The sequence below is a fragment of the Pseudomonas sp. IT-P395 genome (assembly GCF_949767675.1).
Lineage (GTDB): Bacteria > Pseudomonadota > Gammaproteobacteria > Pseudomonadales > Pseudomonadaceae > Aquipseudomonas.
The window spans coordinates 101,237-125,576 of sequence record NZ_CATKPW010000055.1; the positions used below are offsets into that span (position 1 = coordinate 101,237).

Below are 24,340 nucleotides of genomic sequence, written 5' to 3' on the forward strand. Positions count from 1 at the left end.
CTCATCCCAGTTGCGCCAGTGCCTGGCGGAAGGCCGGCGGCAAGTTGTTGCCAAAGCGAACCTTGCCGTCCGCTTGCGTGAAGATGCCCATGTTGGCCAGCCATTGCTCGAACTCCGGCGCCGGTTTCAGGCCCAGGGTCTGCCGGGCGTAGAGCGCGTCATGAAACGAAGTGGTCTGGTAATTGAGCATGATGTCGTCGGAGCCGGGGATGCCCATGATGAAGTTGATCCCGGCGACCCCAAGCAACGTCAGCAAGGTGTCCATGTCGTCCTGATCGGCTTCGGCGTGGTTGGTGTAGCAGATGTCGCAGCCCATCGGCACGCCGAGCAGCTTGCCGCAGAAATGGTCTTCGAGGCCGGCGCGGATGATCTGTTTACCGTTGTAGAGGTATTCCGGGCCGATAAATCCTACGACGGTGTTCACCAGAAACGGCTTGAAATGTCGTGCTACGGCGTAGGCCCGGGTCTCGCAGGTCTGTTGGTCGACGCCGTGGTGGGCGTTGGCCGACAGTGCGCTGCCCTGACCGGTTTCGAAATACATCAGGTTCTGCCCGAGAGTGCCGCGGTTCAGGCTCAGACCGGCGTCGTAGCCTTCCTGCAACACGTTGAGGTTGATGCCGAAACTGGCGTTGGCCGCTTCGGTGCCGGCGATGGACTGGAACACCAGATCCAGCGGCACGCCACGGTTGATCGCCTCTATGGAGGTGGTGACGTGGGTGAGCACGCAGGCCTGAGTCGGGATGTCGTAGCGCTGGATGATTGCGTCGAGCATCTCCAGCATCGCGCAGATCGAGGCGATGCTGTCGGTGGCCGGGTTGATGCCGATCATCGCGTCGCCATTGCCGTAGAGCAGACCGTCGAGAATGCTCGCGGCGATGCCGGACGGTTCGTCGGTCGGGTGATTGGGTTGCAGGCGCGTCGACAGCCGTCCGCGCAGGCCGAGAGTGCCGCGAAACTTGGTTACCACGCGAATCTTTTGCGCCACCAGCACCAGATCCTGCACGCGCATGATCTTCGATACGGCGGCGACCATTTCCGGGGTCAGGCCGGGGGCTAGGTTGCGCAGGCTGGTTTCGTCGGCGGCGTCGCTGAGCAACCAGTCGCGGAAACCACCCACGGTGAGGTGGCTGACCACGGCGAAGGCCTGTTTGTCGTGGGTGTCGATGATCAGCCGGGTGACTTCATCGGACTCGTAGGGTATCAGCGCTTCTTGCAGGAAATGCGTAAGCGGAATGTCTGCCAGCGCCATTTGCGCAGCCACGCGCTCGCCGTCATTGAGCGCGGCGACGCCAGCGAGGAAGTCCCCGGAGCGCGCCGGGCTGGCCTTGGCCATGACGTCCTTGAGACTGTCGAAGCGATAGGTCTGGGCGCCGACCGTGTGAGCGAAACTGGCCATACACAATTCTCCGTGACGGCGCAGACCGAGCCTGCGCCGGGATTGTCGGCACTCAGTGCAAGGCTTGCTCAGCCTTCTGGATCGCCGCGAATTCTTCTTCCGGCGTGCCTGCTACCAAGTGATGTCGACTGTAGAACGCAAAGTAAGCAATTAACACTCCATAGATGACGGCGGCACCGATTACCACCCGTGGATCGACCAGGAAACCCGCGACCACGGCGATGCACGCCAGCACCAAGGCCACGCCGGAGGTGAAGATGCCGCCCGGTGTGCGGTACGGCCGGTCCATTTTGGGGCGGCGAATCCGCAAGGTGATGTGCGCGGCCATCATCAGCACGTAGGAAATGGTTGCGCCGAACACCGCCACCAGAATCAGCAGATCGCCCTGGCCGGTCAGCGACAGCCCAAAACCGATGATGCCGGGAATCACCAGCGCCAGGACCGGTGCCTTGCTTTTATTGGTTTCGGACAGTTTGCGTGGCAGGTAGCCGGCCCGTGACAGCGCGAAAATCTGCCGCGAGTACGCATAGATGATCGAGAAGAAACTCGCGATCAGTCCGGCCAGCCCCACGAGGTTGACGAAACTGCCCATCCAGGTCGAGCCGCCATAGGCTTTGCTCAACGCTTCGACCAACGGGTTACCGGAGGTCAGCAGCGAGTTGGCGCCCGCACCGCCGGGGCCGACGATCAGAATCAACAGGGCAAACATGAGCAGCACCAACATGGCGCCGATCAAGCCACGCGGCAGATCACGTTTTGGGTTCTTGGTTTCCTCGGCAGCCAGCGGCACGCCTTCAACGGCAAGGAAGAACCAGATCGCATAGGGAATCGCCGCCCAGACGCCGACATAGCCGAATGGCAGAAACGGACTGGCGCCCGCCGCAGCAGTGACCGGAATGTCGAGCAGGTTGGCGACGTCGAAGTGCGGCACCATGGCCACCAGAAACACCCCCAGCGCCAACGCGGCGACGGCGGTGATGACAAACATCAGCTTGAGCGCTTCGCCGACCCCGAATATGTGGATGGCAATGAAAATGATGTAGAAGGCCAGATAGATCATCCAGCCGCCGATGCCGAACAGCGATTCGCAGTAGGCACCGATAAACACCGCGATAGCCGCAGGGGCAATGGCGTATTCGATGAGGATCGCGGTGCCGGTGAGAAACCCGCCCCACGGCCCGAATGCACTGCGGGCAAAACCGTAGCCACCGCCAGCGGTGGGGATCATCGAAGACAACTCGGCCAGAGAAAAGCACATGCACAGGTACATGGTGGCCATCAGCAACGTCGCCAGGAACATGCCGCCCCAGCCACCCTGAGCGAGGCCGAAGTTCCAGCCGGCATAGTCACCGGAAATCACGTAGGCAACGCCCAGACCGACCAGCAGTACCCAGCCGGCGGCACCTTTTTTCAGTTCGCGTTGTTGAAAGTAATCCGATCCGACTTTTTCAAAGTCGACGGAGGCGCCGGTCGCCGGAGCGCCAGCCGGGGATTCGCTAGGCATAGGGTTTACCTTTCTTATTGTTGTATTGGCCCGGCTTTTTTGCCGGTGGGTAGCATGATCGTCCCCACGCTCTGCGTGGGGATGCCTCAACGGACGCTCTGCGTTCGGCTTTGGTGGGACGCGGAGCGTCCCGGGCGGCATTCCCACGCAGAGCGTGGGAACGATCAGTGCTGCAGGTTTAGAAGAAGCCCAACGGATTGATGTCGTAGCTCACCAGCAGGTTTTTCGTCTGCTGGTAGTGATCGAGCATCATCTTGTGAGTCTCACGGCCAACGCCGGACTTTTTGTACCCGCCAAATGCAGCGTGCGCCGGGTACAGGTGGTAGCAGTTGGTCCACACACGACCGGCCTTGATCGCGCGGCCCATGCGATAGGCGCGGTTGATGTCGCGGGTCCACAGACCGGCGCCGAGGCCGAACTCGGTGTCGTTGGCAATCGCCAGGGCTTCGGCTTCGTCCTTGAACGTGGTGATGCTCACCACCGGGCCGAAGATTTCTTCCTGGAACACGCGCATCTTGTTGGTGCCCTTGAGCAGGGTCGGCTGGATGTAATAGCCGGTCGACAGATTGCCCTCGAGTTTTTCCACCTTGCCGCCAGTCAGCAACTCGGCGCCTTCGCCCTTGGCGATTTCCAGGTACGAAAGAATCTTGTCGAATTGCTGCTCGGACGCCTGCGCGCCGACCATGGTGTCGGTGTCCAGCGGATCGCCACGTTTGATTTGCAGGACTTTCTTCATCACGACAGCCATGAACTCGTCGTAGATCGATTCCTGTACCAGTGCGCGGGAAGGGCAGGTGCACACCTCGCCCTGGTTGAAGAACGCCAGCACCAGACCTTCGGCGGCTTTCTCAATGAACGTCGGTTCGGCCTGCATGATGTCTTCGAAGAAGATGTTCGGCGATTTGCCGCCCAGTTCCACGGTGGACGGGATGATGTTCTCGGCGGCGCATTTCATGATGTGCGAGCCGACCGGCGTCGAGCCGGTGAAGGCAATCTTGGCGATACGTTTGCTGGTCGCCAGCGCTTCGCCAGCTTCTTTGCCGTAGCCCTGAACAATGTTCAGCACGCCCGGTGGCAGCAGGTCACCGATCAGTTCCAGCAGCACAGTGATGCCCAGCGGGGTTTGCTCGGCGGGTTTGAGTACCACGCAGTTGCCGGCGGCCAGCGCTGGTGCAAGTTTCCACGCGGCCATCAGGATCGGGAAGTTCCACGGGATGATCTGGCCAACCACGCCCAGCGGTTCATGAATGTGGTACGCCACGGTGTTGCCGTCGATTTCGGCAGCGCTGCCTTCTTGCGCGCGCAGGCAGCCGGCGAAGTAACGGAAATGGTCGGCCGCCAGCGGGATGTCGGCGTTGAGGGTTTCGCGGATGGCTTTGCCGTTGTCCCAGGTTTCGGTGATCGCCAGCAATTCGAGGTTGGCTTCGATGCGGTCGGCGATTTTCAGCAGGATCAGCGAGCGCGCCTGCACGGAGGTCGCGCCCCACGCATCGGCAGCGGCGTGGGCGGCGTCCAGTGCCTTGTCGATGTCTTCGGCAGTGGAGCGTGGGAATTCGGCAATTGGCTGGCCATTCACTGGCGAGGTGTTGGTGAAGTACTGACCTTTGACAGGCGCGACGAACTCGCCGCCGATGTAGTTACCGTACTTGGCTTTGAACGAGACTTTGGCGCCGTCAGTACCGGGGTGAGCGTAACGCATGATGATGTTCTCCTTGGCTTTGTACTTATTAGAGAAACGCGCAAGTGCGCTTGCTATAAGCGTAGAGCAAAGGTCGGGCCACTGCCGTGCAGGGCAGGTAAATCAAGGTGTTGCGTGATTTCTGTCGGACGAGTGGATCGCGCCTGTGATGGTTTCGGTACAGAGGGGGTGACAGTTTGTACCGCTTTCGGCACAGCCGGTGACCGGGCAGTCTTGCCAGCATTGCAATGCGGCGGTGGCTGGAGGATGCTGGGCGTCACCTCAGCATTGGGCCGTCGAGCCTCGGGGAGAACAATAAGAAATGCACGACAACCATTTGAGTCGCCATGCCCAACAGGTTCTCACCGCTACCCAGGGCAAACCGCACCTGCACGGTCCCGGTGCCGATCCATCAATTGCCCGTTCGTGGCTGCGCTGCCTGGAGGACTATCACCTCGACCCGGCGCTGAGCATGGCGCCGACCGTGCTCGAACATGGCCGCGTTCTCGAAAGCCGCGAACGTCTGCAGCAGGTATTGCAGATCGCCGGCAATGAAATGAGCAGCCTGCATCAACAACTTTCCGGCGCCGGCCATGCTGTGCTGTTGACCGACGCGCGCGGGGTGATCCTCAACTGCGTCACCGCGCCGGCCGAACGCAAGATCTTCGAACGCGCCGGCCTCTGGCTCGGTGCGGACTGGAGCGAGGCTTGCGAAGGCACCAACGGCATCGGCACCTGTCTGGTTGAACGGCAGGCGCTGACCATTCATCAGGATGAGCACTTTCGCGGTCGCCACACCGGCCTGACCTGTTCGGCGAGCCCGGTATTTGACCCGCATGGCGAACTGCTCGCGGTGCTCGACGTGTCGTCGGCGCGCCACGATGTCTCGCGACAGAGCCAGTTTCACACCATGGCGCTGGTCAATCTGTCGGCGAAGATGATCGAGAGTTGCTACTTTCTGCGCTGTTTCGATAACCAATGGTTGTTGCGTTTTCATTTGCAGGCCGAATCGGTCGGGTTGTTCAGCGAAGGTTTGCTGGCGTTTGACGGCGAAGGGCGGATCAGCGCAGTCAACCAGAGTGCACTGAATTTGCTTGGGCATATTCGTGGCGGCTTGCTCGGTAAACCGGTCGAGGCGTTTTTCGATTGTTCGCTGGATGAATTGCTTGGCCGCGCCAGTGCCCATGCCAGCGCCAGTTGGCCGCTGCGCACCCGTGACGGCCGACATTTGTTTGCCGTGTTGCGCGGGGAATCGCGCAAACCTGTGCCTATGGTAGCGACACCGGTAGTGGCTGAGGCGCCGCGCCTGTCGGGCATCTGTCTCGGTGACGAGACGTTGCAGGCCGATTTCCGTAAAGCCCTGCGCGTCTTCGAACGTGATGTACCGCTGCTGATCAACGGCGAAACCGGCTCTGGCAAAGAGGCCTTCGCCAAGGCTGTGCACCAGGCCAGCCAGCGTTCGCGCAAAGCTTTCGTCGCCCTCAACTGCGCGGCTATCCCGGAAAGCCTGATCGAGAGCGAGTTGTTCGGTTATCGCGGCGGCAGTTTCACCGGCGCAAGAAAGGACGGCATGCGCGGCAAGTTGCAGCAGGCCGATGGCGGCACGTTGTTCCTCGATGAAATCGGCGACATGCCGCTGGCCTTGCAGACCCGGTTATTACGGGTGCTGGAAGATCGGCAAGTGGTGCCGATCGGTGGCGAGCCCGAGGCCGTCAACGTGCGAATCATCAGCGCCACCCACCGCAACCTGCTGGAGCGGGTCGCCGATGGCAGCTTCCGCGAAGACTTGTATTACCGGCTCAACGGGCTGGAAGTGGCGCTGCCGGCGTTGCGTGAGCGTGGCGATAAATCGCAGTTGCTGGATTTTCTGCTGGCTGAAGAGGCGGGTGGCGAAACGATCCTGATCGAAGAGTCGGCGCGTCAGGCATTGCTGGCCTTCAACTGGCCGGGGAATGTGCGGCAGTTGCGCAATGTGCTGCGCACGTTAGCCGCGTTGTGTGATGAGGGGCGGATCGGGATTGAGGATTTGCCGGCAATGATTCGGCAGGGGAGTCCGGCAGTAATGGCGGTTAAGGAGTCCGATCATCCGCTGGAAGACGCCGAACGGTTGGCTCTGCTCAATGCGCTGGAGCAAACCCGCTGGCACATGACCCACACGGCGCAGCAACTGGGTGTCAGCCGCAATACTCTTTATAGAAAGCTGCGTAAGCACGGGATTGAGCGGCGAGTCAGTTAGAAGGCCCTCACCCTAACCCTCTCCCAGAGGGAGAGGGGACTGACCGAGTCGGTCTACTGATCTACGCCGACCTGAAATATTGGGCCGAACTCAGGATTTGAAAGCAACGTAGATCGGCTCCCTCTCCCTCGGGAGAGGGCTGGGGTGAGGGGCCGCAATCTACAGCGGAGCCTGAACCCCAAGCCCAACCATCCCCGCCCCTCACCTAAAGAGTGCGATTTCCCCCTCCCTACGCTAACCTGCGGCCATGTTTTACGAGGTCGACTATGCACATTCATATTCTGGGTATCTGCGGCACTTTCATGGGCTCGATGGCGGTGTTGGCCAAAGAGCTGGGCCATCACGTGACCGGCTCCGACGCCAACGTCTATCCACCGATGAGCACACAGCTGGAAGCCCAAGGCATTCAACTGACGCAGGGCTATGACCCGGCGCAGCTCGATCCGGCACCGGATCTGGTGGTGATCGGCAACGCCATGTCGCGCGGTAACCCGGCGGTGGAATATGTCCTGAACAAAGGCCTGCCGTACGTCTCCGGCCCGCAGTGGCTGGCTGACCACGTGCTGCAAGGTCGCTGGGTACTGGCGGTAGCCGGTACGCACGGCAAAACCACCACCAGCAGCATGCTCGCCTGGGTCCTGGAACATGCCGGCATGAGCCCGGGCTTCCTGATCGGCGGCGTGCCGCAAAACTTCTCGGTCTCTGCTCGCTTGGGCGGTACACCGTTCTTCGTGATCGAGGCCGACGAATACGACAGCGCATTCTTCGACAAGCGCTCGAAGTTTGTTCATTACCGCCCACGCACCGCGATCCTCAATAACCTTGAGTTCGATCACGCCGACATCTTCCCGGATCTGCCGGCGATCGAGCGGCAATTCCATCACTTGGTGCGCACCATCCCAAGTGAAGGTCTGGTCATCCACCCGACCACCGAGCCGGCCTTGCAACGTGTGATCGAAATGGGCTGCTGGACCCCGGTGCAAACCACCGGTGCCGGCGGTCAGTGGCAGGTCAAACTGCTGAGCGAAGACGGCTCGGCGTTCGAAGTGATGTTCGAAGGCGTGTCGCAGGGCGCCGTCGAATGGGAGCTGACCGGTCAGCACAACGTCGCCAACGCCTTGGCTGCTTTGGCGGCTGCGCGTCATGTTGGCGTGGTGCCATCGATGGGCATTGCCGGGTTGAGCGCATTCAAGAACGTCAAGCGCCGCATGGAGAAAGTCGCCGAAGTGCGCGGCATCACCATCTACGACGATTTCGCCCACCACCCGACGGCGATTGCCACCACTCTCGACGGTTTGCGCAAACGCATCGGCGACGCACCGCTGGTCGCGATCATCGAACCGCGCTCCAACTCGATGAAGCTCGGCGCGCACCGTGATGGTTTGCCCGACAGCGTGGTCGATGCCGATCAGGTGATCTGGTACGCCCCGGCCAACCTCGGCTGGGACCTCGCCGGCACCGCCGCACTGTGCACCGTGCCGTCGATTGTCAGCGATTCGTTGGAAGGCATCATCGAGCGCGTGAAGAGCCAGGCGCAGCCCGGCACTCACGTAGTGATCATGAGCAACGGCGGCTTCGGCGGCCTGCACGGCAAACTCGCCGAGGCGCTGCAATGAACACTCGTTTTGAGAGCAATGGCCCGGAACGCATCACACTGGCCATGACCGGTGCCTCCGGCGCTCAGTACGGCTTGCGCCTGCTCGATTGTCTGGTGCGGGAAGATCGCGAAGTGCACTTCCTGATCTCCAAGGCTGCGCAACTGGTGATGGCCACCGAGACCGATGTGACGCTGCCGCCGAAGCCGCAGATGATGCAGGCCTTCCTCACCGAATACACCGGGGCCGCCGCCGGGCAGATCCGCGTATACGGCAAGGAAGACTGGATGTCGCCGGTAGCTTCGGGCTCCGGCGCACCGGCAGCAATGGTCGTGGTGCCGTGCTCTACCGGGACGTTGTCGGCGATTGCCACCGGCGCCTGCAATAACCTGATCGAGCGCGCCGCCGACGTCACTTTGAAAGAGCGTCGCCAGTTGATTCTGGTGCCGCGGGAGGCGCCGTATTCGAGCATTCATCTGGAGCACATGCTCAAGCTGTCGAACATGGGCGTGACGATTCTGCCGGCTTCGCCGGGTTTCTATCACCAACCGCAGACCATCGATGACCTGATCGATTTCGTTGTGGCGCGGATTCTCAATCTGCTCGGCATTCCTCAGGACATGCTGCCGCGTTGGGGTGAGCATCATCTGAGCAGCGATGAATAAGCTGCTGGCGATTTTGCTGGCGCTGCAACTGACCGGTTGCGCCACTGCGCGCACCCTCGACGCCGCCAAGCCGGGCGCGCCTGTGGTGTACTCCGGGACGCGGCTGGATTTGTATGCATTGAATGGCGGGTGTTGCGCGATGGATCGGTTCGGGGCTGAGGCGCCGAGCTATCCGGGGGTAGACCTGCCAGCGAGTGCGTTGCTCGATACGCTGCTGTTGCCATTGTCATTGCTGACGGTGATCGGTGTGAGCTTCCAGGCAACGGGCGGATTGTAGTTAGACAGATCGTTGCCACGCTCTGCGTGGTAACGCCTCCGGCGAAGCTCTGCGTCATGCTTTGGGGCGCAGAGCGTCCGTGGCTGCATTCCCACGCAGAGCGTGGGAACGATCATGCGGCGGAAGATTATTTGCCGAGCTTGCGCAGCTCATCCGACTCGATCACCCGTACCCCATCCTGCTCTTCCAGGGCAAGGCGCCACATCGCCCGCGCCAAATGGCAAGCTTCGATGCCTCGGTATTTACCCGGAATCAGCTTCGACAAAGGTCCGGCCAGTTGCTCGGCAAGACGCGGTTCAGTTCGCTCACCCAACAACAGCGATGGCCGGCAAATGGTCAGTTGCGGCCAGTCCTGCGCACGCAATGCCTGCTCCATTTCGCCTTTGACCCGATTGTAGAAGACCGACGATTTCGGATCGGCGCCAATCGCGCTGATCACAATCAGATGCCGCGCGCCCATCTCCCGCGCGCGTTTGGCGAAGGCCACGACCATGTCCAGATCCACCGCGCGAAACGCCGCTTCCGAGCCGGCCTGTTTGATGGTGGTGCCGAGGCAGCAATAGGCGATATCGACGCGACCACTGAGCTGCGGCAGAAACGCCTGCGGATCGCCCACCGGATTTTCCAGGTGCGGATGTTCCGCCAAGGGTCGACGCGAAGGGGCGAGCACGCGTGAAATCGTTGGCTCGTTGAGCAAACGGTCGAGTAGATGTTCACCAGTCAAACCGGTGGCTCCGGCAAGCAATACGTGCTGAGGCGTCAAGTACATAGTGTCTCTCCCTTGATACTGTTCAGCTTAGTTGCTCTTTATCGCTCCGTCGTTCAACGCAGCACTTTGCAATGCTTTTCTGGCTTGCTGTTTGCGCAGCAGTTGCCAGTGCGAGAGCACGGTTTTCGGCGCCCAGATCTGCGGCTCCGACGCTTCGAAATTGTCCGCCAGTTCACGCTCGGCGACGGTGGCTTTGGCCAGTTTGAAGGCCTGCTCCAGATCGTCGGTCTGATTCAGAGCCTGGGCGAACAGCGCGTCGCCGAAGTAGGTGAAGTTAGCTTCTTCCGAGCAGCCGAAGGACACCCGGTCAGCGCGCGAGGCGGTCATGATCAGCGTGCGTTCGTCTTTCAGCGCGGGGATGAAACCGCCGGAGTAGCAGGCCGAGATCACGATGATCTTGTCGCGATTCTTCAGCGGCGCGAGTACGGCGGCGAGTTCGTCGGCGGGCAGGTCGGCCAGTTCCATGCGCGGCTGGTCGAGCACCAGTTCATGTTCGGCGGTGCCGTGGCTGGTCAGGTAGATGAACAGCAAATCTTCCGGGCCACTGCGTTCGGCGAGGGTTTGTGCGGCGCGGCGCAGGTTCTCGCGGGTGGCCATCGGCCGGTCGCCGAGGTGGTCGCGGTGGTTGACCAGACGGATCTGGCCATAAGCGCCGAAGCGCGTATTGAGCATGTTGGCGACATAGTCGGATTCACGCAGGAACACGCTTTGCTTGCCGTCACCGCCGAGGGTCAGGGTGTACAGCTCGACTGCCGGGGTCGACGCGGGAATGGCGGCCAGTGCGTCCTCGAGCAGACGGCCCTGAGCGAGCAAACCGAGTTCGAGCGTATCGGGCAGCAACTTGCCGTCGGCGTCGCGCACGCGCTGGCCGTTGATCCAGGTGCCACTCATGACGCTGCCATCGGTGAGCACCAGGGTGCCGCGTCCGGAGTAACTGTCGTTGTCGAAACCGCCGATGTAGAAACTGCCATCAGGCAGGTTCAAACGGCCCTGACCGCTGAAGCGCCAGTCGCTGAACACGCCGATGTAATGGCTGCCATCGGCGCCGATCAGTTCGCCCTTGCCGGTCAGCGCGCCTTCCTTGAACTGGCCGAGCCAGACATCGCCGTCGGCGTTTTCGTAGCGACCTTTGCCGTGCAGTTGATTGTTCTTGAAGCCGCCGACGTAGATATCGCCGTCCGCGCTGTTGAAGGTGCCGTTGCCTTCCAGCTGACCGTTGACGAAATGCCCGCTGAACGAGTTTCCGCTGGCGTCGCCGCGCTGACCCTCGCCGTTCGGTTTGCCGTGGGCGAACTGGCCTTGATAGGAGCTGCCGTCGTCCATTTCCAGACGTCCGAGCCCGGAGTATTGATCAGCCTTGAACTCGCCACGGTAGGTCATGGCGTTTTCTTTCAGCGTGCCTTCGCCTTCGCGGCGGCCCTGCTTGAAGCCGCCGGTGTAACTGCTGGCGTTGGTGGTCAGACTGCCCTGACCGTCGAACAGGCCTTGCTGGAACTGTCCGCGATAGACCTCGCCATTGCTGCCATGCCATTCGCCCTGACCATGCCATTGGCCCTTGTCGAACTGCCCGGCATACCAACTGCCGTTGGGGTAGTCGACGCGGCCCTGACCTTGCAGCAAGCCATCGACCAGTTCACCGCGATAGCGTCCGCCGTCGGGCAGGCGCGCATCCGGCGGCAACAGCGATTCGCCGTCGCCGCACGCGGTGAGCATCAGGGTCAAGGCAAGGGGTGCAAGACGAGCGAGTGAGCGCATAGCGGGATCCGGGCAATTAGGCGACCGAGTATGCCGCAGCTATGCGTCGCATATATAGAGACGTGACGCGAAACAGCGTGCGCTGCTTCGCATCCGGAACCATCAGACGAAGCAGAGCGACAGTGGCTCGGCGATATAGGCCGGTTTGTCCGAACCTTCTATCTCCAGGGTCGCGGTGGCTTTGAGCAGCCACTGCCCGGGTTTTTTCTCGGTGACTTCACCCAGATCGACCTTCAGGCGAACTTTGGAATTGACCTTCACTGGCTGGATGAAACGCACGCTGTCCAGACCGTAGTTGACGACCATCTTCACGCCTTGCGGCAGGATCAGGATGTCTTCCATCAATTTCGGGATCAGCGACAACGACAGGAAACCGTGGGCAATGGTGCTGCCAAATGGCGTTTGCGCGGCTTTGACCGGGTCGACGTGAATGAACTGATAATCACCGGTGGCTTCGGCGAACAGGTTGATGCGTTCCTGATCGATGGTGAGCCATTCGGAACGTCCGAGTTCCTTGCCGACATAATCTTTGAGCTCTGCAACGGGAACATAGGGCATTGAGACTCTCCTTGGGTTCATCGGTTTTATAGTTTTTCAGGTGGGGGGATTTGACCTCCCTGCGAACCACTGTAGATCATCATGGCGATTTGCTCCGGTCAACCGACCATGCTTTTGGCGAATGCCGATCCATAGCGCAGGCGTGCTTATAATGCCGAGCCCCTGCTGGGCAAAAAGTAAGACGGAGATGTCGGATGTTGCTACGTGGCCTGACCTTGCTGGTGCTGTTTCAATTGCTCGGCACGGCGCTCAATCATTTGCTGTTGCCGGTGCTGCCGGGGCCGATCATCGGCCTGCTGCTGTTGCTGGTCTTCCTGATCATTCGCGGTGAAGTCGGCGAACCGCTGAACCTTGCGGCCGGCAGTCTGCTGCGTTATCTGCCATTGCTGCTGGTGCCACCAGCCGTCGGCGTGATGGTTTACGCCACAGCCATTGCCGCCGATTTCTGGGCGATTGTCGGCGCACTGGTGCTGTCGCTGCTGCTGTCGATGGCGTTCGCCGGGGTATTGATGCAGCGCCTGGTTAAACGGCACGCGCCAGCGTCGGAGGAATCCTGATGCTTTTCGACTGGCAGGGCGCCTGGGCTTCGGTCATTCATCATCCGCTGTTCGGCATCGGCATTACCCTCGGTGCTTATCAACTGGTGCTGGCGGCGTTCGAGAAAACCCGCTGGATCTTTCTGCAACCTGTGCTGGTCTCCATGCTGTTGGTGATTGGTGTTCTGGTCGGCTGCGGCCTGACCTACGCCGAGTATCGCAAGAGCACCGAGATCCTCAGCATTCTGCTTGGCCCGGCGACCGTGGCGCTGGCGGTGCCGCTGTATCTCAATCTGCGGCGTATTCGCCAATTGTTCTGGCCGATTTTTACTACGCTGGTGATAGGCGGGGTGGTGGCGACGGGCATGGGCGTGTTGCTGGGCTGGTGGTTCGGTGCCGAGCACATGATCCTGATGACCATGGCGCCGAAGTCGGTGACTTCACCGATCGCCATGCTGGTGGCCGAACAGATCGGCGGCGTTGCGGCGCTGGCGGCGGTTTTCGTGTTGATCACCGGGGTGATTGGCGCGATCTTTGGTCCGACGCTGTTGAACCGCCTCGGTGTGCACAGCCCCGAAGCGCGCGGCATGGCGCTGGGTATGACCGCCCACGCGGTCGGCACGGCGGTGGCCATGCAGGAAAGTGATGAGTGCGGTGCCTTCGCGGCGCTGGCAATGAGTCTGATGGGCGTGGCCACGGCAGTCTTCCTGCCGTTGGCGGTGTCGATGGTGGTGTAAGGAAATGTCTATGAGTCTGCCGCTTTTCCCGCTGAACACAGTGCTGTTTCCCGGCTGCAACCTCGACTTGCAGATCTTCGAAGCGCGCTACCTGGACATGATCGGCCGCTGCATGAAACAGGGCGGCGGTTTCGGCGTGGTGTGCATCCTCGACGGCCAAGAAGTCGGCGTCGCACCACAAGGTTTTGCCTTGGTCGGCTGCGAAGCACGCATCACCGACTTCCAGCAGCAGGACAACGGCTTGCTGGGCATTCGTGTCCAAGGTGGGCGGCGGTTCACGGTGTCGCGTACCGAGGTGCAGCGCGACCAGTTGATCCTCGCCGATGTCGACTGGCTGGATGACGAGCCCGAGCAACCGCTTCAGGACGAAGACGCTGACCTGGTGGCGCTGCTCAAGGCGTTGGCCGAGCATCCGATGGTCGAAGCGCTGAACATGGGCACCGATGCGCTGGGTCAGCAATCGCTGGCTAATCAATTGGCCTATCTGCTGCCGTTCGCAGAAGAAGACAAGATCGACCTGCTGCAACTTGACGATCCCCAGCAACGGTTGGATGCGATTCAGGCATTGCTTGACGAGCTACAGGGTGAATTGTTCGCCTAGTTGCACTTTGAATTAACTCATTGCATCTGCCAGCATTGTTTGCTTTCGTCTTTGTCTTGATTTCAAGTTGCCCGCAGGAGACGGGCGACTTGAATAAAAATAAGGATGAAATCATGACTGTATATGAAGACGAGTGGGAGTTTTGGGATGACATTGCCGGCATGTATATTCTGAAGCATGCCGAAACGGATCATTCCTCAATGTCGACCCTCATCTGACGGGGCATAACGCGTTCAATAACAAACCAGCAACATTCGTGATCAAGGTGATCAAATAACGTCCAGCCGCTGATTAATAAAAAGGCGCCATTCATTTTTAAATGAATGGCGCCTTTTGTCAGACTCGGTAATGTTCGGCCACTGGCCAGGTCACATCGTTAGAGTAGGTGTTTTCGCCTTTTGGCAACTTCAACACGACACCGCCGGAGTTGGCTATTTGATCTATCAATTTGTCGTAAGCAGTGAGTCCATAAGAATAGACATCGTCCCCGTCGGTACCTGCCCATGTGGCTTTCTCGATAGCCTCAGCGTTGTCACCGGCCTGCCGCAAGATATCCTCGACTCTGACTGCCTGGCTCAGGTCCGATCTCACCAGCCAGATTCTTTCTGCGCTGATACCTCGCGTCGGCATTGATATCCGGCCTTCCAATGGATCACCGTCAAAATCCATGTCGTTCAGGTAAATATTTTCATCTCGGGGGACCACTTCGATGCCGCGGGTGTCGATGATGTAACGGAAGCCAAGACGTTGTTCGCGCCGCAGCAATGGATAGTTACGCGAGTCGTCCATTTCAAACGATGTATCAGAATCGTTAGCTGAACTGTGTCGATTCCCGCTCGACGAGTCGCTGTCAGAGAAATGCCCCGGATAACGGTTAGCTTGGCTGTTGTAATGCCGAGGGTTGGAGTAGTAATCAAAAAACATGTAGGACTTGAGCTTGGCCACAGAGAATGTCGCACTGAAAGCCGATTTGTTCGTGGAGTCTGAAGGGTTACCCCTCAATTTCACCAGTCGTTTGTCCCGCGCCAGTTCGAGAGGCGTGCGCAAATCGGCGCGGAACATGGCCGGGATGTCCGTTCTGAAAAGGTAGCCATGCCTGGTGAGCTGGTAGCCGGCATATTCCAGATAACTTTTCAGAAAACTTTCTTCATAGCGTTGTGCAACGGGATGTGAGTCGAAATCAGGCTGCTCGCCTTCTTCTCTTATTCTTAGAATCAATGGCTGTATTTCCTCTGCAATCTGATCGAAGCGGCGTTCGTCCAGCGTGTTCTGAGTCAATCGTTTGTGCTGTTCGGTCCATTCGGGAAAGCCATTATCCATGTCCGGGAGCAAGCGTTTTTGCTGGGCGATGGTCAAGTTGTAGCTGCGCAGAAGTTCGGCGCATTCGCTCCGGGATTTCTGCGGATAGGACCATCTCATGGAGTTCATGAGGGATTTGTGGTGATCGTCATTATCGGTGCGTCTTGCCCAGTCCGGCGCTCTGCCGCTGGCTTGGGCCTCGGCTCGAAAGGCCACAACTTCTGCACCGTGGATGTTGTACACGTCCCATATTTCGCGATCGGTCCAGTGCGCAAGCTTCAAGGGTACGGATGCGTCTCCGCGAGCCTCGCTCGGCTCGACTTTAACCAGATGGCCGTATCGATCCTTGAAGGCAAAGCCGACATTACGGCGCATGATAGAGTTCCCGTGAAGCGGCACATGTTTCCATTCGTGTACCGCGTAATAGCCTTGTGCATCTGGCACGTTACTAGTGTAGGTATGACCCTTTTCATGCACGGTGTAGCGATCAAGAGGGTAGTACGCAATGGGCTTTTTCAAGCTCCAGAGGTTGCTGTCAGCGACTCGATAGAGCGGAGGACCGGATGGCACCCGCTCACTCGGCAACCTGGCCCGGTAGGCTTTCATCAGATCGTGGAACGCCACCATCACCGTCAGTCCGGCGGCTGATCCATCTTCCTGGGCGATGTCCGCGAACGTGCGACCCTTGTGAATCTTCAGCCCGCCTGCGTCGTGGCTCAAAGACGCATCGACGTTCTGCAAATAGGGCTCGAGGGGCGAGGTTGTTGTACGAGGCCGGGGCATTTGCGTTTCGGGCATCTGTGTAATCGATAAGGCGGATTCCACTTTTGAGGTGCTGCTGTGAGGGCCGTCGGCGTTAATGCCCGGTGATTCGTTTGTCCCGTCCGGTCTGATGCGGCCAGGCAACCGGGGATCCAGATCGACTGGACGATCGGAGGGCGCAGGACGGGGTGTCGAGGTGGCGGATGTCTCTGTGGTTGGGGATGGGCGCAGTGGCCCGGGTTTTTGGCGCATAAAAGTCACTCCATGTGATTGAGTCAGCCATCCATTGGCTGAATGAGTCAGGGCCGGTCATGCTCGGGAGCCGGCCAGACGATGTCGTCGGCGAACGTCTTGTCGCCCTTGGGGAGTTCAAGAATCAGGCCGCCTGAACCGGCGATTCCATCGATCAGGCTGTCATAAGCGTTGCTGCCAAAATAGCTGCCTGTTTGACTGTCGGTTCCCGCCCAGGTTGCCTGTTCGATTGCAGCGACTCGGTCAGCGGCCTGCTCCAGTACATCCTTGACCCGGGCGGCGCGCGTCAGGTCGGAACGTACCAGCCAGATCCGCTCGGCACTGATGCCGCGTGTGGGCGTCGAGATATGCCCCTCCAGTTCGTCGAAGAAGAATTTACTGTTGCCGGGGTTGAATGCCTTGTTCTCCGCCCCCGGCACCACTTCCAGACCGCGTGTGTCGATGACATACACAAAGGAAGTCTTTTGCTGGCGGCGAGTGGATTCATAACCTTTCGACTCATCGAAAACGAACGAGCTGTCGGAGTCGGCTTCGTCGCCGGTCCGTTTACCGTCCGACACTGAACTGTCGCCGGAATCCGAGGGCTCACTGCTGCGTCCTTTGGAACTCTGTGGATTCACGCCGGGAAAACGATTGGCCTGCGAGTTGTAATGCAGCTCGTGATAGAAGCCGCCCCTGGTTGCCGCATAAGCGGTGGCGTCATGCAGTCCGAACGTTGCACTCAGCGCACGCTTGTTCGTGGTGCCCGTGGGATTGCCTTTGCGGTAAATCATCCGCCCGTCCCGGGCCAATTCGAAGGGTAATCGGGTTTCGCCCCGGAACATCGCCGGAATGTCCGTGCGGTAGAGCATGTTGTGTCGGGTTCGCTGGTAGCCAAGGTGGGTCGCGTAATCGGCTAAAAAAACATCGCTGTACCGGGTGGCGGGCCAGTGATGGTCGAGGGCCAGCCCTTGGCTTCTCAAGTCTTGAACGTAGTTTTCCAGTTCGTCGGCGATCAGTTTGAAGCGCTGGTCATTGCTCGGGTCGAGGCTCAGACGTTTATGCTGTTCGGCCCATTCCGGTATCTGGCCGTCGCCCGATTCAGTACGCAGACGACACAGTTGGTCTTGGGTCAGATTATAGCTGCGTTGTAATTCCAGACGCTGGGCAAGAGGCAGTTGTGGATGCAGCCACTTCAATGACTCGGCGACAAACAGATGGTCTTCGCTGTTCTGCGCCCGGGGTGCCCAGTCCGGTGCCTTGCCTGAGGCTTGCGCTTCTGTGCGGAAGGCGGCGATCCGGGTGTCATCCAGAATGTACATTTGCTGGATGTCCTGATCCGACCATTGCGCCAGTTGCCTGTCGGCCAGTCTCTCGTGTTTTGCTTGCGCGGGATCGATGGCAAGCCAGTGATGCTCCGGGTTTTTGATGGCATAGCCGAGAATGGCTGAATCACTGCTCGATCCGAAAGCGCGGAATGCGTAGTGGCCATCAGCGTTTGGGGTCGCGGAGAACGCATAATCATCGCCATTCAGGAGCGTGCGGTGACGATCCAGGCTCCATAGATTGTCCTGCGTGGTTCGGTATATCGGTGGGCCAGGGGCCAGACGTCTGAAGGACATCACTCGATATGCCTTGAGGTCGGCGTCGTATTTAACGCAAACGTGCTGCCGGCCTTGCGTGCCTGGAAGCTGGACATCGACCCACTCTTTGGTGAGATAACGCCTGACACCGGTTGCATTGGGTGCAGGCAGATCACCGAAGTAGGGTTGCACGAAATCTTCGAGTGAGGTTGCCGGAAAAAATGGCGGGTCGGCACGGTCGGGCGACATGACGCTGACTTCGATTGGCGAGGTTCCTTGTCGGGAGCTGCCTGGCTCATCCATACGGGGCCGCTTGGAGGAAGAAGGCGATTGGAGTGGAAAATGGCCGGGAATGTTTTCCGGTGTGGGAATTGCCGGGTTGTGCGCGGAATGATCTCCAGACGCGCGTGTTGTGGTCGCCGGCGTGTCGACTGTCGGTGAGGGGGGGCGTGACCCCTGCTTTTGTCGCATGCAGTGAATCTCCTTTATGTTTGACACAGCCTTTCCTTGGCTGAGTGATGCACGCACCCGGGCAATGAGTGGCATCGTCCGGGCTTGTTGATCATTGGCTGAAAATGTTCAGAGAGTGACGGCCGCTTCGATCAGCAGGTCTTCGGGTTTGATTCGCGCTGCCGGATCGCCAACACGCCCCCAATATTTCCTCTTCGAGTTGTAAAGCACTGTGCCGCTTTCTCCAGACGTCGAAGCGATGTGGGTGACATAAACGACTGCCGCCAGTTCGTTCCGTTGCTGATGTGCAGTTATCTCGGCCAGAAGCGCCTCGACGCTGGCATGACTGCGGGCGTCGATGACGTAAAGCTGAAACACTTCAAACAGCAGGGAAACCTCATAAATGTTGCCGGATGAAGTTGCTACGCTGATGAACTCCACCGGCACGTCGTCTTCGATATCGGGCAATTCAATTGTGACGCTGGCGACTCGCAAGCGGTTGCCGTTCAACTGAATGTCGTTGCGTGACACGGTTTCTTTCAGCGTATGGCTGAAAAGATTCCAGGTAGACGCATTGCTTGTTTTTGCCGTTGCGCCGGGAGTGGAGAGGCGAATGATCGAGTTGCTCGCAAGGTGGATGTCGTAAGTGGCACCTTTTCCTTCGAGCAGATAAATGTCGGTATGAGGCCTGGCGTCGATCACAACGGTGCTGTTATACGCCGGAAGCGGAGTCTTCTCGCCGGGTTGTGGTCGGGTAAACAGATATCTGCCATTGCGCTTCATCAGGCAACTGCGGGTGTGAAGTACCCTGCGGCCGGGATTTTTTACATCGTCTTCGTAGTCCAGGTCGGGCACTTGAAGTCGGTATGAAACTTCATCCAGCAGGATCAGGGCGATGTCTTGTACAAGGTGAACCGTGGTGACTCTCAGGCTGTTTCTCCCGCCGTAGCCTGTAGCGGCCGCGATTGGCTGGATCACCCCTTTGAATGCCACGACTTTTTCCGGCAGCCGGATTGAAAGATCGAAGTCTTTATAAATCAGGTAGGTGTAACCCGAAACACCTTTGCGCACTTCAACCTCATAGCTGACGGCGACGTCGACAATCTCCGAGTCCTTGAAATCCAGGTAAACGTTTCTTGAGGTTTCAGGTGTATTGCCCTTGGCCACAAACTCGACATTGCGGTTAGTGCGAGACACGAAATGCCGCTTCAACCCTTCCTCGGTAATGATGACGGTGCCGTCGTTGACGATTTGGGGGGGCAGGGCGGCCTGACCACTGACGGTTATTGCAACCTCGATGCGTTGATTTACCGTGTCGTCCGGTTGCGGTGGCAGCAACGCCACCAGTTCATAGCCGTCCTCCGTGATGAACCGCCACTGACCGTTCTTCAGGTGGCGTTTGTTATCGATCCATTGGTAGACATTTTCGATGGTCAGGACATGTTCGGGATCTCTGCCATCTTTGTCGCGCAAAGAGCGCACGATCAACGAGGTGCCGACGATCTTCCACTGCTGAATGACCTCCATCGGCCAGCCGAACTCGATCAGGCTCGACTGTTCGCCGTCCTCGACGATCGTCGTCCGTGCATTGGTGTTGGCAATGTAGTACCGATCTGTGCCGGCCCCCCCTTCAACCCGGCAGTCTGTTCCGTAGATGGCAATGGTGTCGTCACCGGCGCCGGCGCTGATGCGGTCGTAACCGTTGGCGGCAATCCGGTTGGCCTCATCAGTCCCGATGACCCGGCTCGTCCCCTTGCGCAATGTCGAGACGTTTTCAAACGAGGTGAGGTGTGCGACTTCCACCGCATCAGCAGCGAGATCAAGCCCACGCAAAGCCACCCTGCCCGTTTGCAGATTGATGTCGTGGCCAATGTGACGAGTATCAGAGCGCGGGCGAATGCCTTCAAAGGTCAGGGTGTCCGAGCCGGCACCACCATCCAGCACATTGAGATGAGCCGGTGGGGCGGCAAGATTCAAGGCCTGTTCGTTGATCTCCTGATGAAACGCATCGTTCCTGTCACCCCCGGTCAGCGCTTTGTGTCCTTCGCGATAGGTGAAGAGGTTGGTTTTGGCCTTGACGCCGACGACCCGGTCATTTCCATCCCCTAGGCGCCAGAACACACCCTTGTCAGCGCCTGCGCTTCCGCTGACCTTGCCTTTGAGATCGGCGGGCAAGCCATTACTGGCATCCACGATGTCGTCACCGCCGACGATGACCGCCTGACTGTCGAGTTTGAACGGCTTCTCGCCGGTGCTTTCATTCCATTGATAGCGCCACAGTTCAACCGGTTTCAATTCGACGCTGAAAATGCCATTCACTACGTGCTCGATGGCGTTTTTGTAGGCGCCTTCAAGCATGTCTTTAGCGGACAGTTCCAACTGCTTCTCGTGATCAACAAAACCTTTGGAAAGCTTGAAGCGATCCATGACTTGCGTGTCCAGGTCCTGGCGAGTGAAGGCGAACCAGCCAGAGCGCAAGCGTTCGTGGAAAGTCAGTTCAATGTAATCATCAATGTCATCCACCACCCTTGCGGCCTGGTAAATCACCGAGGCGGCGATGAGCAAACCGGCGGCGGCAAGGCCGAGCGGCCCGGCGGTACTGCCGAAGCCCGCCAGTGCGGCGATGCCCAGCACCAGGCTGATACCTGCGCCGGCGACGCTCAGGCCACCACTGACATAGTGATCCTGAGCTTCTTTGCCTTGCGCTGCCGCGGCGGCGTTGAACGATTTGACCGCATCGATGATGTCGAACGGAAGGGTGATCACGCTGGCGAACAATCCGGCGCCCCGGCTCATGTATTTGCCTACCGAGGTCAGGGGGAAGTACTTGAACGCGGTCGCGCCATTCGTGAGCATCGCCTCACCAGTCTTGGTCAGGCCTCGCTCGATGATCAATGAGCCAAACTCGGCAGCGATCGAACCTCCCTGGAAAATCGCTTCCAGCGCATCGCCTTGTCTGATCGCGTCGATCATGGCCCGGTAGCCGCTGTAGATGCCGAATGCCTGCATGCCTACGCCTGCGCCGCTCATCAGATAGCTTTTGTTTTTACTGATCCAGCCAGGGGCGTTTTCGAAAGAGTCGGCACGGTGGATATCCAGTTTCTGCGCGGCCTTGCCCAACTGATTCATGCGATCCATTGCGCTGCCTGGAGCCTGCGGTGTATCGCTGATGAACAGAGGGGGGGCGTCTACCGAACGCATCAAGGCGATTTCGAAGAACAGCATGGCCGGGGTGTCGCTGTTCGGAGTATCCGCCGAACGCAGCCGGGCCTTGACTCTGGTCTCCTCGAAATTGAGCCCGTCGAGAAATGTTTGATCCGGTGTTTGCATGCCTGCGTTCGCAGGGCTGATGGGCTGGCCATGGACCGTCGCGCCCAACGCCTGAAGTTCGACGCGGCTGGTCAGTATTTCACCGAAACGTAGCCGCCCGAAATGTTTGTCGAGGGATTTGAGCGTGCGTCGATAGGGGGCGTCAGCGTCGTCTGACGGCGTGACGTCGTGGAGCGTGCCCGCCAGCGGCGTATGAGGATTGGCCGAAACGTTGAGAGGCACGATCTGAACGGGGCTGACGTTGGCAATCTGCATAGGTGGGGAGATGATTTTTGACATGTCATTAATCCTTTAATGTAAAGCCATGGATCCGGTGTCCTTACCGGCGTATCACTGGCCTTGAGTTGTCGGCTTGTCCGTTTCGGGCCAAGTGATGTCGTAGGCGAATTCGTTGCCGTTGCCGGACAGTCTGAGCACGGGCTTGCCTGCGTCCTCGGCCTGGTCGATCAGCAGGTCGTATTCGAATTTGTTGGTGTGCCCCGCATGGGTGGCGGCCTCGATCCGTTCAGCGCGATCTCCTGCCTGGTACCTGATGTCGTCGACTTTCACCCCTTTGGTCAGGGCGGTGTTCAATAGCCAGACGCGGTCGGCATTCAGCCCGCTTCGAGTGACCGAAATCAGCCCTTCGAAATCATCGGAGGGAAACCAGGTCGCGGAGGTATCACGGGCCGCTGAGTTGAAGCGAATGTTTTCTTCATGGGGGACCACCTCAAGATGGCGGGTGTCGAGCGCATACATAAACATGACGGTCTGGCGCGTACGTGTGGATTCGTAGTGACGATCGTGATCCCACGGGATCGGGCTTGTGGCTTCGGACCACTCGGAAGACGAGGTGCCTGGCGTGTCACTGGCATCGCTGTCTGGGGCCTGGCCGTCAACGTCCCCTCCCGGGTGCTTGTTGGTCTGGCTGTTGAAGCGCAAGTACTCGGGGTCGGGTGCCCGGGCATACACCTGACCTTCATTGAGGCTGAAGGTGGCGCTCATCGGCTTGTGAGTCGTCGCGCCCGGTTCATGGTGGTAGCGCGGGAGCATCGCTTCGTCATTGGCGAGCTCGAAAGGCGTACGATCATCACCGCGGAACAGGGCCGGCACGTCCGTGCGGTACAGGCAATTGTTCTGGTTGCGCTGATAACCGAGTTTATTCAGCAGTGCTTCGAGCACTTCAGGGGTCATGCTGGCCTTGGGGCTGTACCAGTCATGTTGGGCACCGCGTTTGAGATTGAGTTCTTCGCTCACATCCCGACTCAGTTGCTCCAGACGCTGCGGGTTATCGAGGTCCTCTGTGAGTTGCTTGTGTTTCTGAGCCCATTGAGGAATGGCCAGTTCGGTGAGCAGGTCATCTCGCAAGCGCGTCAACTGACTCGGCAACAAGTTGTAGGACTGCAGTAGGGTTTCGCGCTGCTGGAGATTCATGTCGGGATGTAGCCAGCGCAGGGAGTCGTCCAGCAAATCGGTGAGCGGATTGTCCGTGGCCACGGATTCGACCCACTGCGGCGGTTTGCCAAGTGCTTGGGCTTCAGCTCGAAATCGCACGATCTCCTGACCATGAATGCCGTATGTCTGCCATATGTCGTGATCGGTCCAGTGCTTTAACAGGGCGTGTTGTGCGCCGAATCCGGCGGCGGGTGGATCGACCTGAACCCAGTTGCCGAATGGATCCCTGAAGGCAAACTGTATGTCGGTGCTGTGGCGATCAAGGGAAGGTTTGAGTTCGTAATAGCCCTGAGGGTCCGGTGAGCGCGGTGTTGCCGCGTATTGGCTTTGATTGAGATAAGCGGGGGCGGGGCGGGGTCGCTTGGCGACGGGAGCAAGACCGGAGTGCTCGGCCGTTGGCAGGGCGGGGCGTTTTGTCGATAGCGCGGGCCCTGAGGGGCGTTCTGTCAGGCGCCAGGTCGCCTGGCCTTCGTTTTTGTAAAGCCGCGGGCCGGACGGCACGCGTTCGAACAGCGTCTTGCTTCGATAGTGACCCGTGTCATCAAGGCCGACATGGGTGGTTTGCAGGCCACTTGCATATTCGACGTCGACAAACTGGCGCCCGACGATCCAGCGAAAACCATTGTCGTCAGCCGGTCGCATGCCGACCAGAAACTCATCGGACAGCCAGTAGCTTTCCACCGAACCGTCATTCGCGAGATGGGCCGGATTTTGCGTCGGCATGGCATGAATGACCACGGAGGGGGGAGTGATGCTCTGCGAAGTTGAATGCGTGCCGGTGGGGCGAGCGGGATCCGATGGGTGCGCAAAACCCGGCAATCGGTAGGCTGGCGGAACGCCCGGAGCAACGTGCTGATGGTGTAGGGAGACCGGATCAGGTTGTTGCGAGGAAGACAGGGGCGGTTTGCGGGGAATCTTCGGACTCATGGAATGCTCGAAATAAT

The 24,340-nt window shown here is 59.3% G+C and carries 17 protein-coding genes; 7 read left to right on the top strand and 10 right to left on the bottom strand.

Features of this window, described 5'->3' with window-relative positions:
- Nucleotide 1 precedes the first annotated feature (1 nt).
- The 3 genes from ACM6IN_RS22620 to ACM6IN_RS22630 form a co-directional block, all read right to left on the bottom strand.
- Nucleotides 2–1,396: an ethanolamine ammonia-lyase subunit EutB gene (locus ACM6IN_RS22620; RefSeq protein ID WP_038361972.1), complete on the bottom strand. Its 1,395-nt coding sequence runs from the start codon at nucleotides 1,394–1,396 to the stop codon at nucleotides 2–4.
- A 52-nt stretch (nucleotides 1,397–1,448) separates the two neighbouring features.
- Nucleotides 1,449–2,900: an ethanolamine permease gene (eat, locus tag ACM6IN_RS22625; protein ID WP_007910884.1), complete on the bottom strand. Its 1,452-nt coding sequence runs from the start codon at nucleotides 2,898–2,900 to the stop codon at nucleotides 1,449–1,451.
- Nucleotides 2,901–3,078: 178 nt separating this feature from the next.
- Nucleotides 3,079–4,599 carry an aldehyde dehydrogenase family protein gene (locus ACM6IN_RS22630; protein ID WP_414916730.1) on the bottom strand — a complete coding sequence of 507 codons (1,521 nt, stop codon included), beginning with the start codon at nucleotides 4,597–4,599 and terminating at the stop codon, nucleotides 3,079–3,081.
- Nucleotides 4,600–4,900: 301 nt separating this feature from the next.
- Between ACM6IN_RS22630 and ACM6IN_RS22635 the strand changes: the two genes are divergently transcribed.
- From ACM6IN_RS22635 to ACM6IN_RS22650, 4 genes are all read left to right on the top strand, one after another.
- A complete protein-coding gene (locus tag ACM6IN_RS22635) occupies nucleotides 4,901–6,814 on the top strand; it encodes a sigma-54-dependent Fis family transcriptional regulator (RefSeq protein WP_414916731.1) in 1,914 nt (637 codons plus the stop codon).
- 266 nt (nucleotides 6,815–7,080) lie between these two features.
- On the top strand, nucleotides 7,081–8,430 hold the full coding sequence (mpl, locus tag ACM6IN_RS22640; RefSeq protein ID WP_414916732.1) for a UDP-N-acetylmuramate:L-alanyl-gamma-D-glutamyl-meso-diaminopimelate ligase: 1,350 nt from the start codon (nucleotides 7,081–7,083) through the stop codon (nucleotides 8,428–8,430).
- Nucleotides 8,427–9,074 (top strand): flavin prenyltransferase UbiX, encoded by a 648-nt coding sequence (ubiX, locus tag ACM6IN_RS22645; protein WP_007909567.1) that lies wholly within the window; start codon nucleotides 8,427–8,429, stop codon nucleotides 9,072–9,074. Before mpl ends, ubiX begins: the two co-directional genes overlap by 4 nt.
- Nucleotides 9,067–9,351: a YceK/YidQ family lipoprotein gene (locus ACM6IN_RS22650; RefSeq protein WP_007909569.1), complete on the top strand. Its 285-nt coding sequence runs from the start codon at nucleotides 9,067–9,069 to the stop codon at nucleotides 9,349–9,351. Before ubiX ends, ACM6IN_RS22650 begins: the two co-directional genes overlap by 8 nt.
- Before the next feature lie 127 nt (nucleotides 9,352–9,478).
- On the opposite strand, the gene ACM6IN_RS22655 is transcribed toward ACM6IN_RS22650, so the two are convergent.
- From ACM6IN_RS22655 to ACM6IN_RS22665, 3 genes are all read right to left on the bottom strand, one after another.
- On the bottom strand, nucleotides 9,479–10,120 hold the full coding sequence (locus ACM6IN_RS22655; RefSeq protein WP_007909571.1) for an oxidoreductase: 642 nt from the start codon (nucleotides 10,118–10,120) through the stop codon (nucleotides 9,479–9,481).
- 27 nt (nucleotides 10,121–10,147) lie between these two features.
- A complete protein-coding gene (locus ACM6IN_RS22660; protein ID WP_414895089.1) occupies nucleotides 10,148–11,875 on the bottom strand; it encodes a C13 family peptidase in 1,728 nt (575 codons plus the stop codon).
- Between the two features lie 102 nt (nucleotides 11,876–11,977).
- Nucleotides 11,978–12,433, bottom strand: coding sequence for a MaoC family dehydratase (locus ACM6IN_RS22665; RefSeq protein ID WP_007909575.1), 456 nt, complete (start codon nucleotides 12,431–12,433; stop codon nucleotides 11,978–11,980).
- 194 nt (nucleotides 12,434–12,627) lie between these two features.
- Here ACM6IN_RS22665 and ACM6IN_RS22670 point away from each other — a divergent pair, with 194 nt between their 5' ends.
- Genes ACM6IN_RS22670 through ACM6IN_RS22680 form a run of 3 tightly spaced genes read left to right on the top strand, consistent with a single transcriptional unit; the run spans nucleotide 12,628 to nucleotide 14,307 of the window.
- Nucleotides 12,628–12,990 carry a CidA/LrgA family protein gene (locus tag ACM6IN_RS22670; RefSeq protein WP_007909577.1) on the top strand — a complete coding sequence of 121 codons (363 nt, stop codon included), beginning with the start codon at nucleotides 12,628–12,630 and terminating at the stop codon, nucleotides 12,988–12,990.
- The gene (locus tag ACM6IN_RS22675; protein ID WP_108226259.1) at nucleotides 12,990–13,706 is read left to right on the top strand and encodes an LrgB family protein; all 717 of its coding nucleotides are present in this window, start codon (nucleotides 12,990–12,992) and stop codon (nucleotides 13,704–13,706) included. The genes ACM6IN_RS22670 and ACM6IN_RS22675 overlap by 1 nt, the downstream gene beginning before the upstream one ends.
- Nucleotides 13,707–13,716: 10 nt before the next feature.
- A complete protein-coding gene (locus tag ACM6IN_RS22680) occupies nucleotides 13,717–14,307 on the top strand; it encodes an LON peptidase substrate-binding domain-containing protein (protein WP_007909580.1) in 591 nt (196 codons plus the stop codon).
- A 336-nt stretch (nucleotides 14,308–14,643) separates the two neighbouring features.
- Here the strand turns inward: ACM6IN_RS22680 and ACM6IN_RS22685 are convergent, their stop codons facing one another.
- The 4 genes from ACM6IN_RS22685 to ACM6IN_RS22700 all read right to left on the bottom strand — a co-directional run bounded on the left by ACM6IN_RS22685 (nucleotide 14,644) and on the right by ACM6IN_RS22700 (nucleotide 24,323).
- A complete protein-coding gene (locus tag ACM6IN_RS22685; RefSeq protein ID WP_414916733.1) occupies nucleotides 14,644–16,347 on the bottom strand; it encodes a hypothetical protein in 1,704 nt (567 codons plus the stop codon).
- 320 nt (nucleotides 16,348–16,667) lie between these two features.
- Entirely contained in the window at nucleotides 16,668–18,431 is a 1,764-nt protein-coding gene (locus tag ACM6IN_RS22690) for a hypothetical protein (protein ID WP_414916734.1), read from the bottom strand.
- Between the two features lie 330 nt (nucleotides 18,432–18,761).
- Nucleotides 18,762–22,241 carry a calcium-binding protein gene (locus ACM6IN_RS22695; protein WP_414916735.1) on the bottom strand — a complete coding sequence of 1,160 codons (3,480 nt, stop codon included), beginning with the start codon at nucleotides 22,239–22,241 and terminating at the stop codon, nucleotides 18,762–18,764.
- A 51-nt stretch (nucleotides 22,242–22,292) separates the two neighbouring features.
- On the bottom strand, nucleotides 22,293–24,323 hold the full coding sequence (locus tag ACM6IN_RS22700) for a hypothetical protein (protein WP_414916736.1): 2,031 nt from the start codon (nucleotides 24,321–24,323) through the stop codon (nucleotides 22,293–22,295).
- Nucleotides 24,324–24,340: the final 17 nt, after the last annotated feature.

Bases quoted from the DNA above. Each gene is read 5' to 3' on its own strand.
- ACM6IN_RS22690 (WP_414916734.1), bottom strand. From the start codon at position 18,431: ATGTCGCCCGACCGTGCCGACCCGCCATTTTTTCCGGCAACCTCACTC.
- ACM6IN_RS22660 (WP_414895089.1), bottom strand. From the start codon at position 11,875: ATGCGCTCACTCGCTCGTCTTGCACCCCTTGCCTTGACCCTGATGCTC.
- ACM6IN_RS22695 (WP_414916735.1), bottom strand. From the start codon at position 22,241: ATGTCAAAAATCATCTCCCCACCTATGCAGATTGCCAACGTCAGCCCC.
- ACM6IN_RS22675 (WP_108226259.1), top strand. From the start codon at position 12,990: ATGCTTTTCGACTGGCAGGGCGCCTGGGCTTCGGTCATTCATCATCCG.
- ACM6IN_RS22650 (WP_007909569.1), top strand. From the start codon at position 9,067: ATGAATAAGCTGCTGGCGATTTTGCTGGCGCTGCAACTGACCGGTTGC.
- ACM6IN_RS22655 (WP_007909571.1), bottom strand. From the start codon at position 10,120: ATGTACTTGACGCCTCAGCACGTATTGCTTGCCGGAGCCACCGGTTTG.
- ACM6IN_RS22700 (WP_414916736.1), bottom strand. From the start codon at position 24,323: ATGAGTCCGAAGATTCCCCGCAAACCGCCCCTGTCTTCCTCGCAACAA.
- ACM6IN_RS22680 (WP_007909580.1), top strand. From the start codon at position 13,717: ATGAGTCTGCCGCTTTTCCCGCTGAACACAGTGCTGTTTCCCGGCTGC.
- ACM6IN_RS22620 (WP_038361972.1), bottom strand. From the start codon at position 1,396: ATGGCCAGTTTCGCTCACACGGTCGGCGCCCAGACCTATCGCTTCGAC.
- ACM6IN_RS22670 (WP_007909577.1), top strand. From the start codon at position 12,628: ATGTTGCTACGTGGCCTGACCTTGCTGGTGCTGTTTCAATTGCTCGGC.
- ubiX (WP_007909567.1), top strand. From the start codon at position 8,427: ATGAACACTCGTTTTGAGAGCAATGGCCCGGAACGCATCACACTGGCC.
- ACM6IN_RS22630 (WP_414916730.1), bottom strand. From the start codon at position 4,599: ATGCGTTACGCTCACCCCGGTACTGACGGCGCCAAAGTCTCGTTCAAA.
- mpl (WP_414916732.1), top strand. From the start codon at position 7,081: ATGCACATTCATATTCTGGGTATCTGCGGCACTTTCATGGGCTCGATG.
- ACM6IN_RS22635 (WP_414916731.1), top strand. From the start codon at position 4,901: ATGCACGACAACCATTTGAGTCGCCATGCCCAACAGGTTCTCACCGCT.
- eat (WP_007910884.1), bottom strand. From the start codon at position 2,900: ATGCCTAGCGAATCCCCGGCTGGCGCTCCGGCGACCGGCGCCTCCGTC.
- ACM6IN_RS22665 (WP_007909575.1), bottom strand. From the start codon at position 12,433: ATGCCCTATGTTCCCGTTGCAGAGCTCAAAGATTATGTCGGCAAGGAA.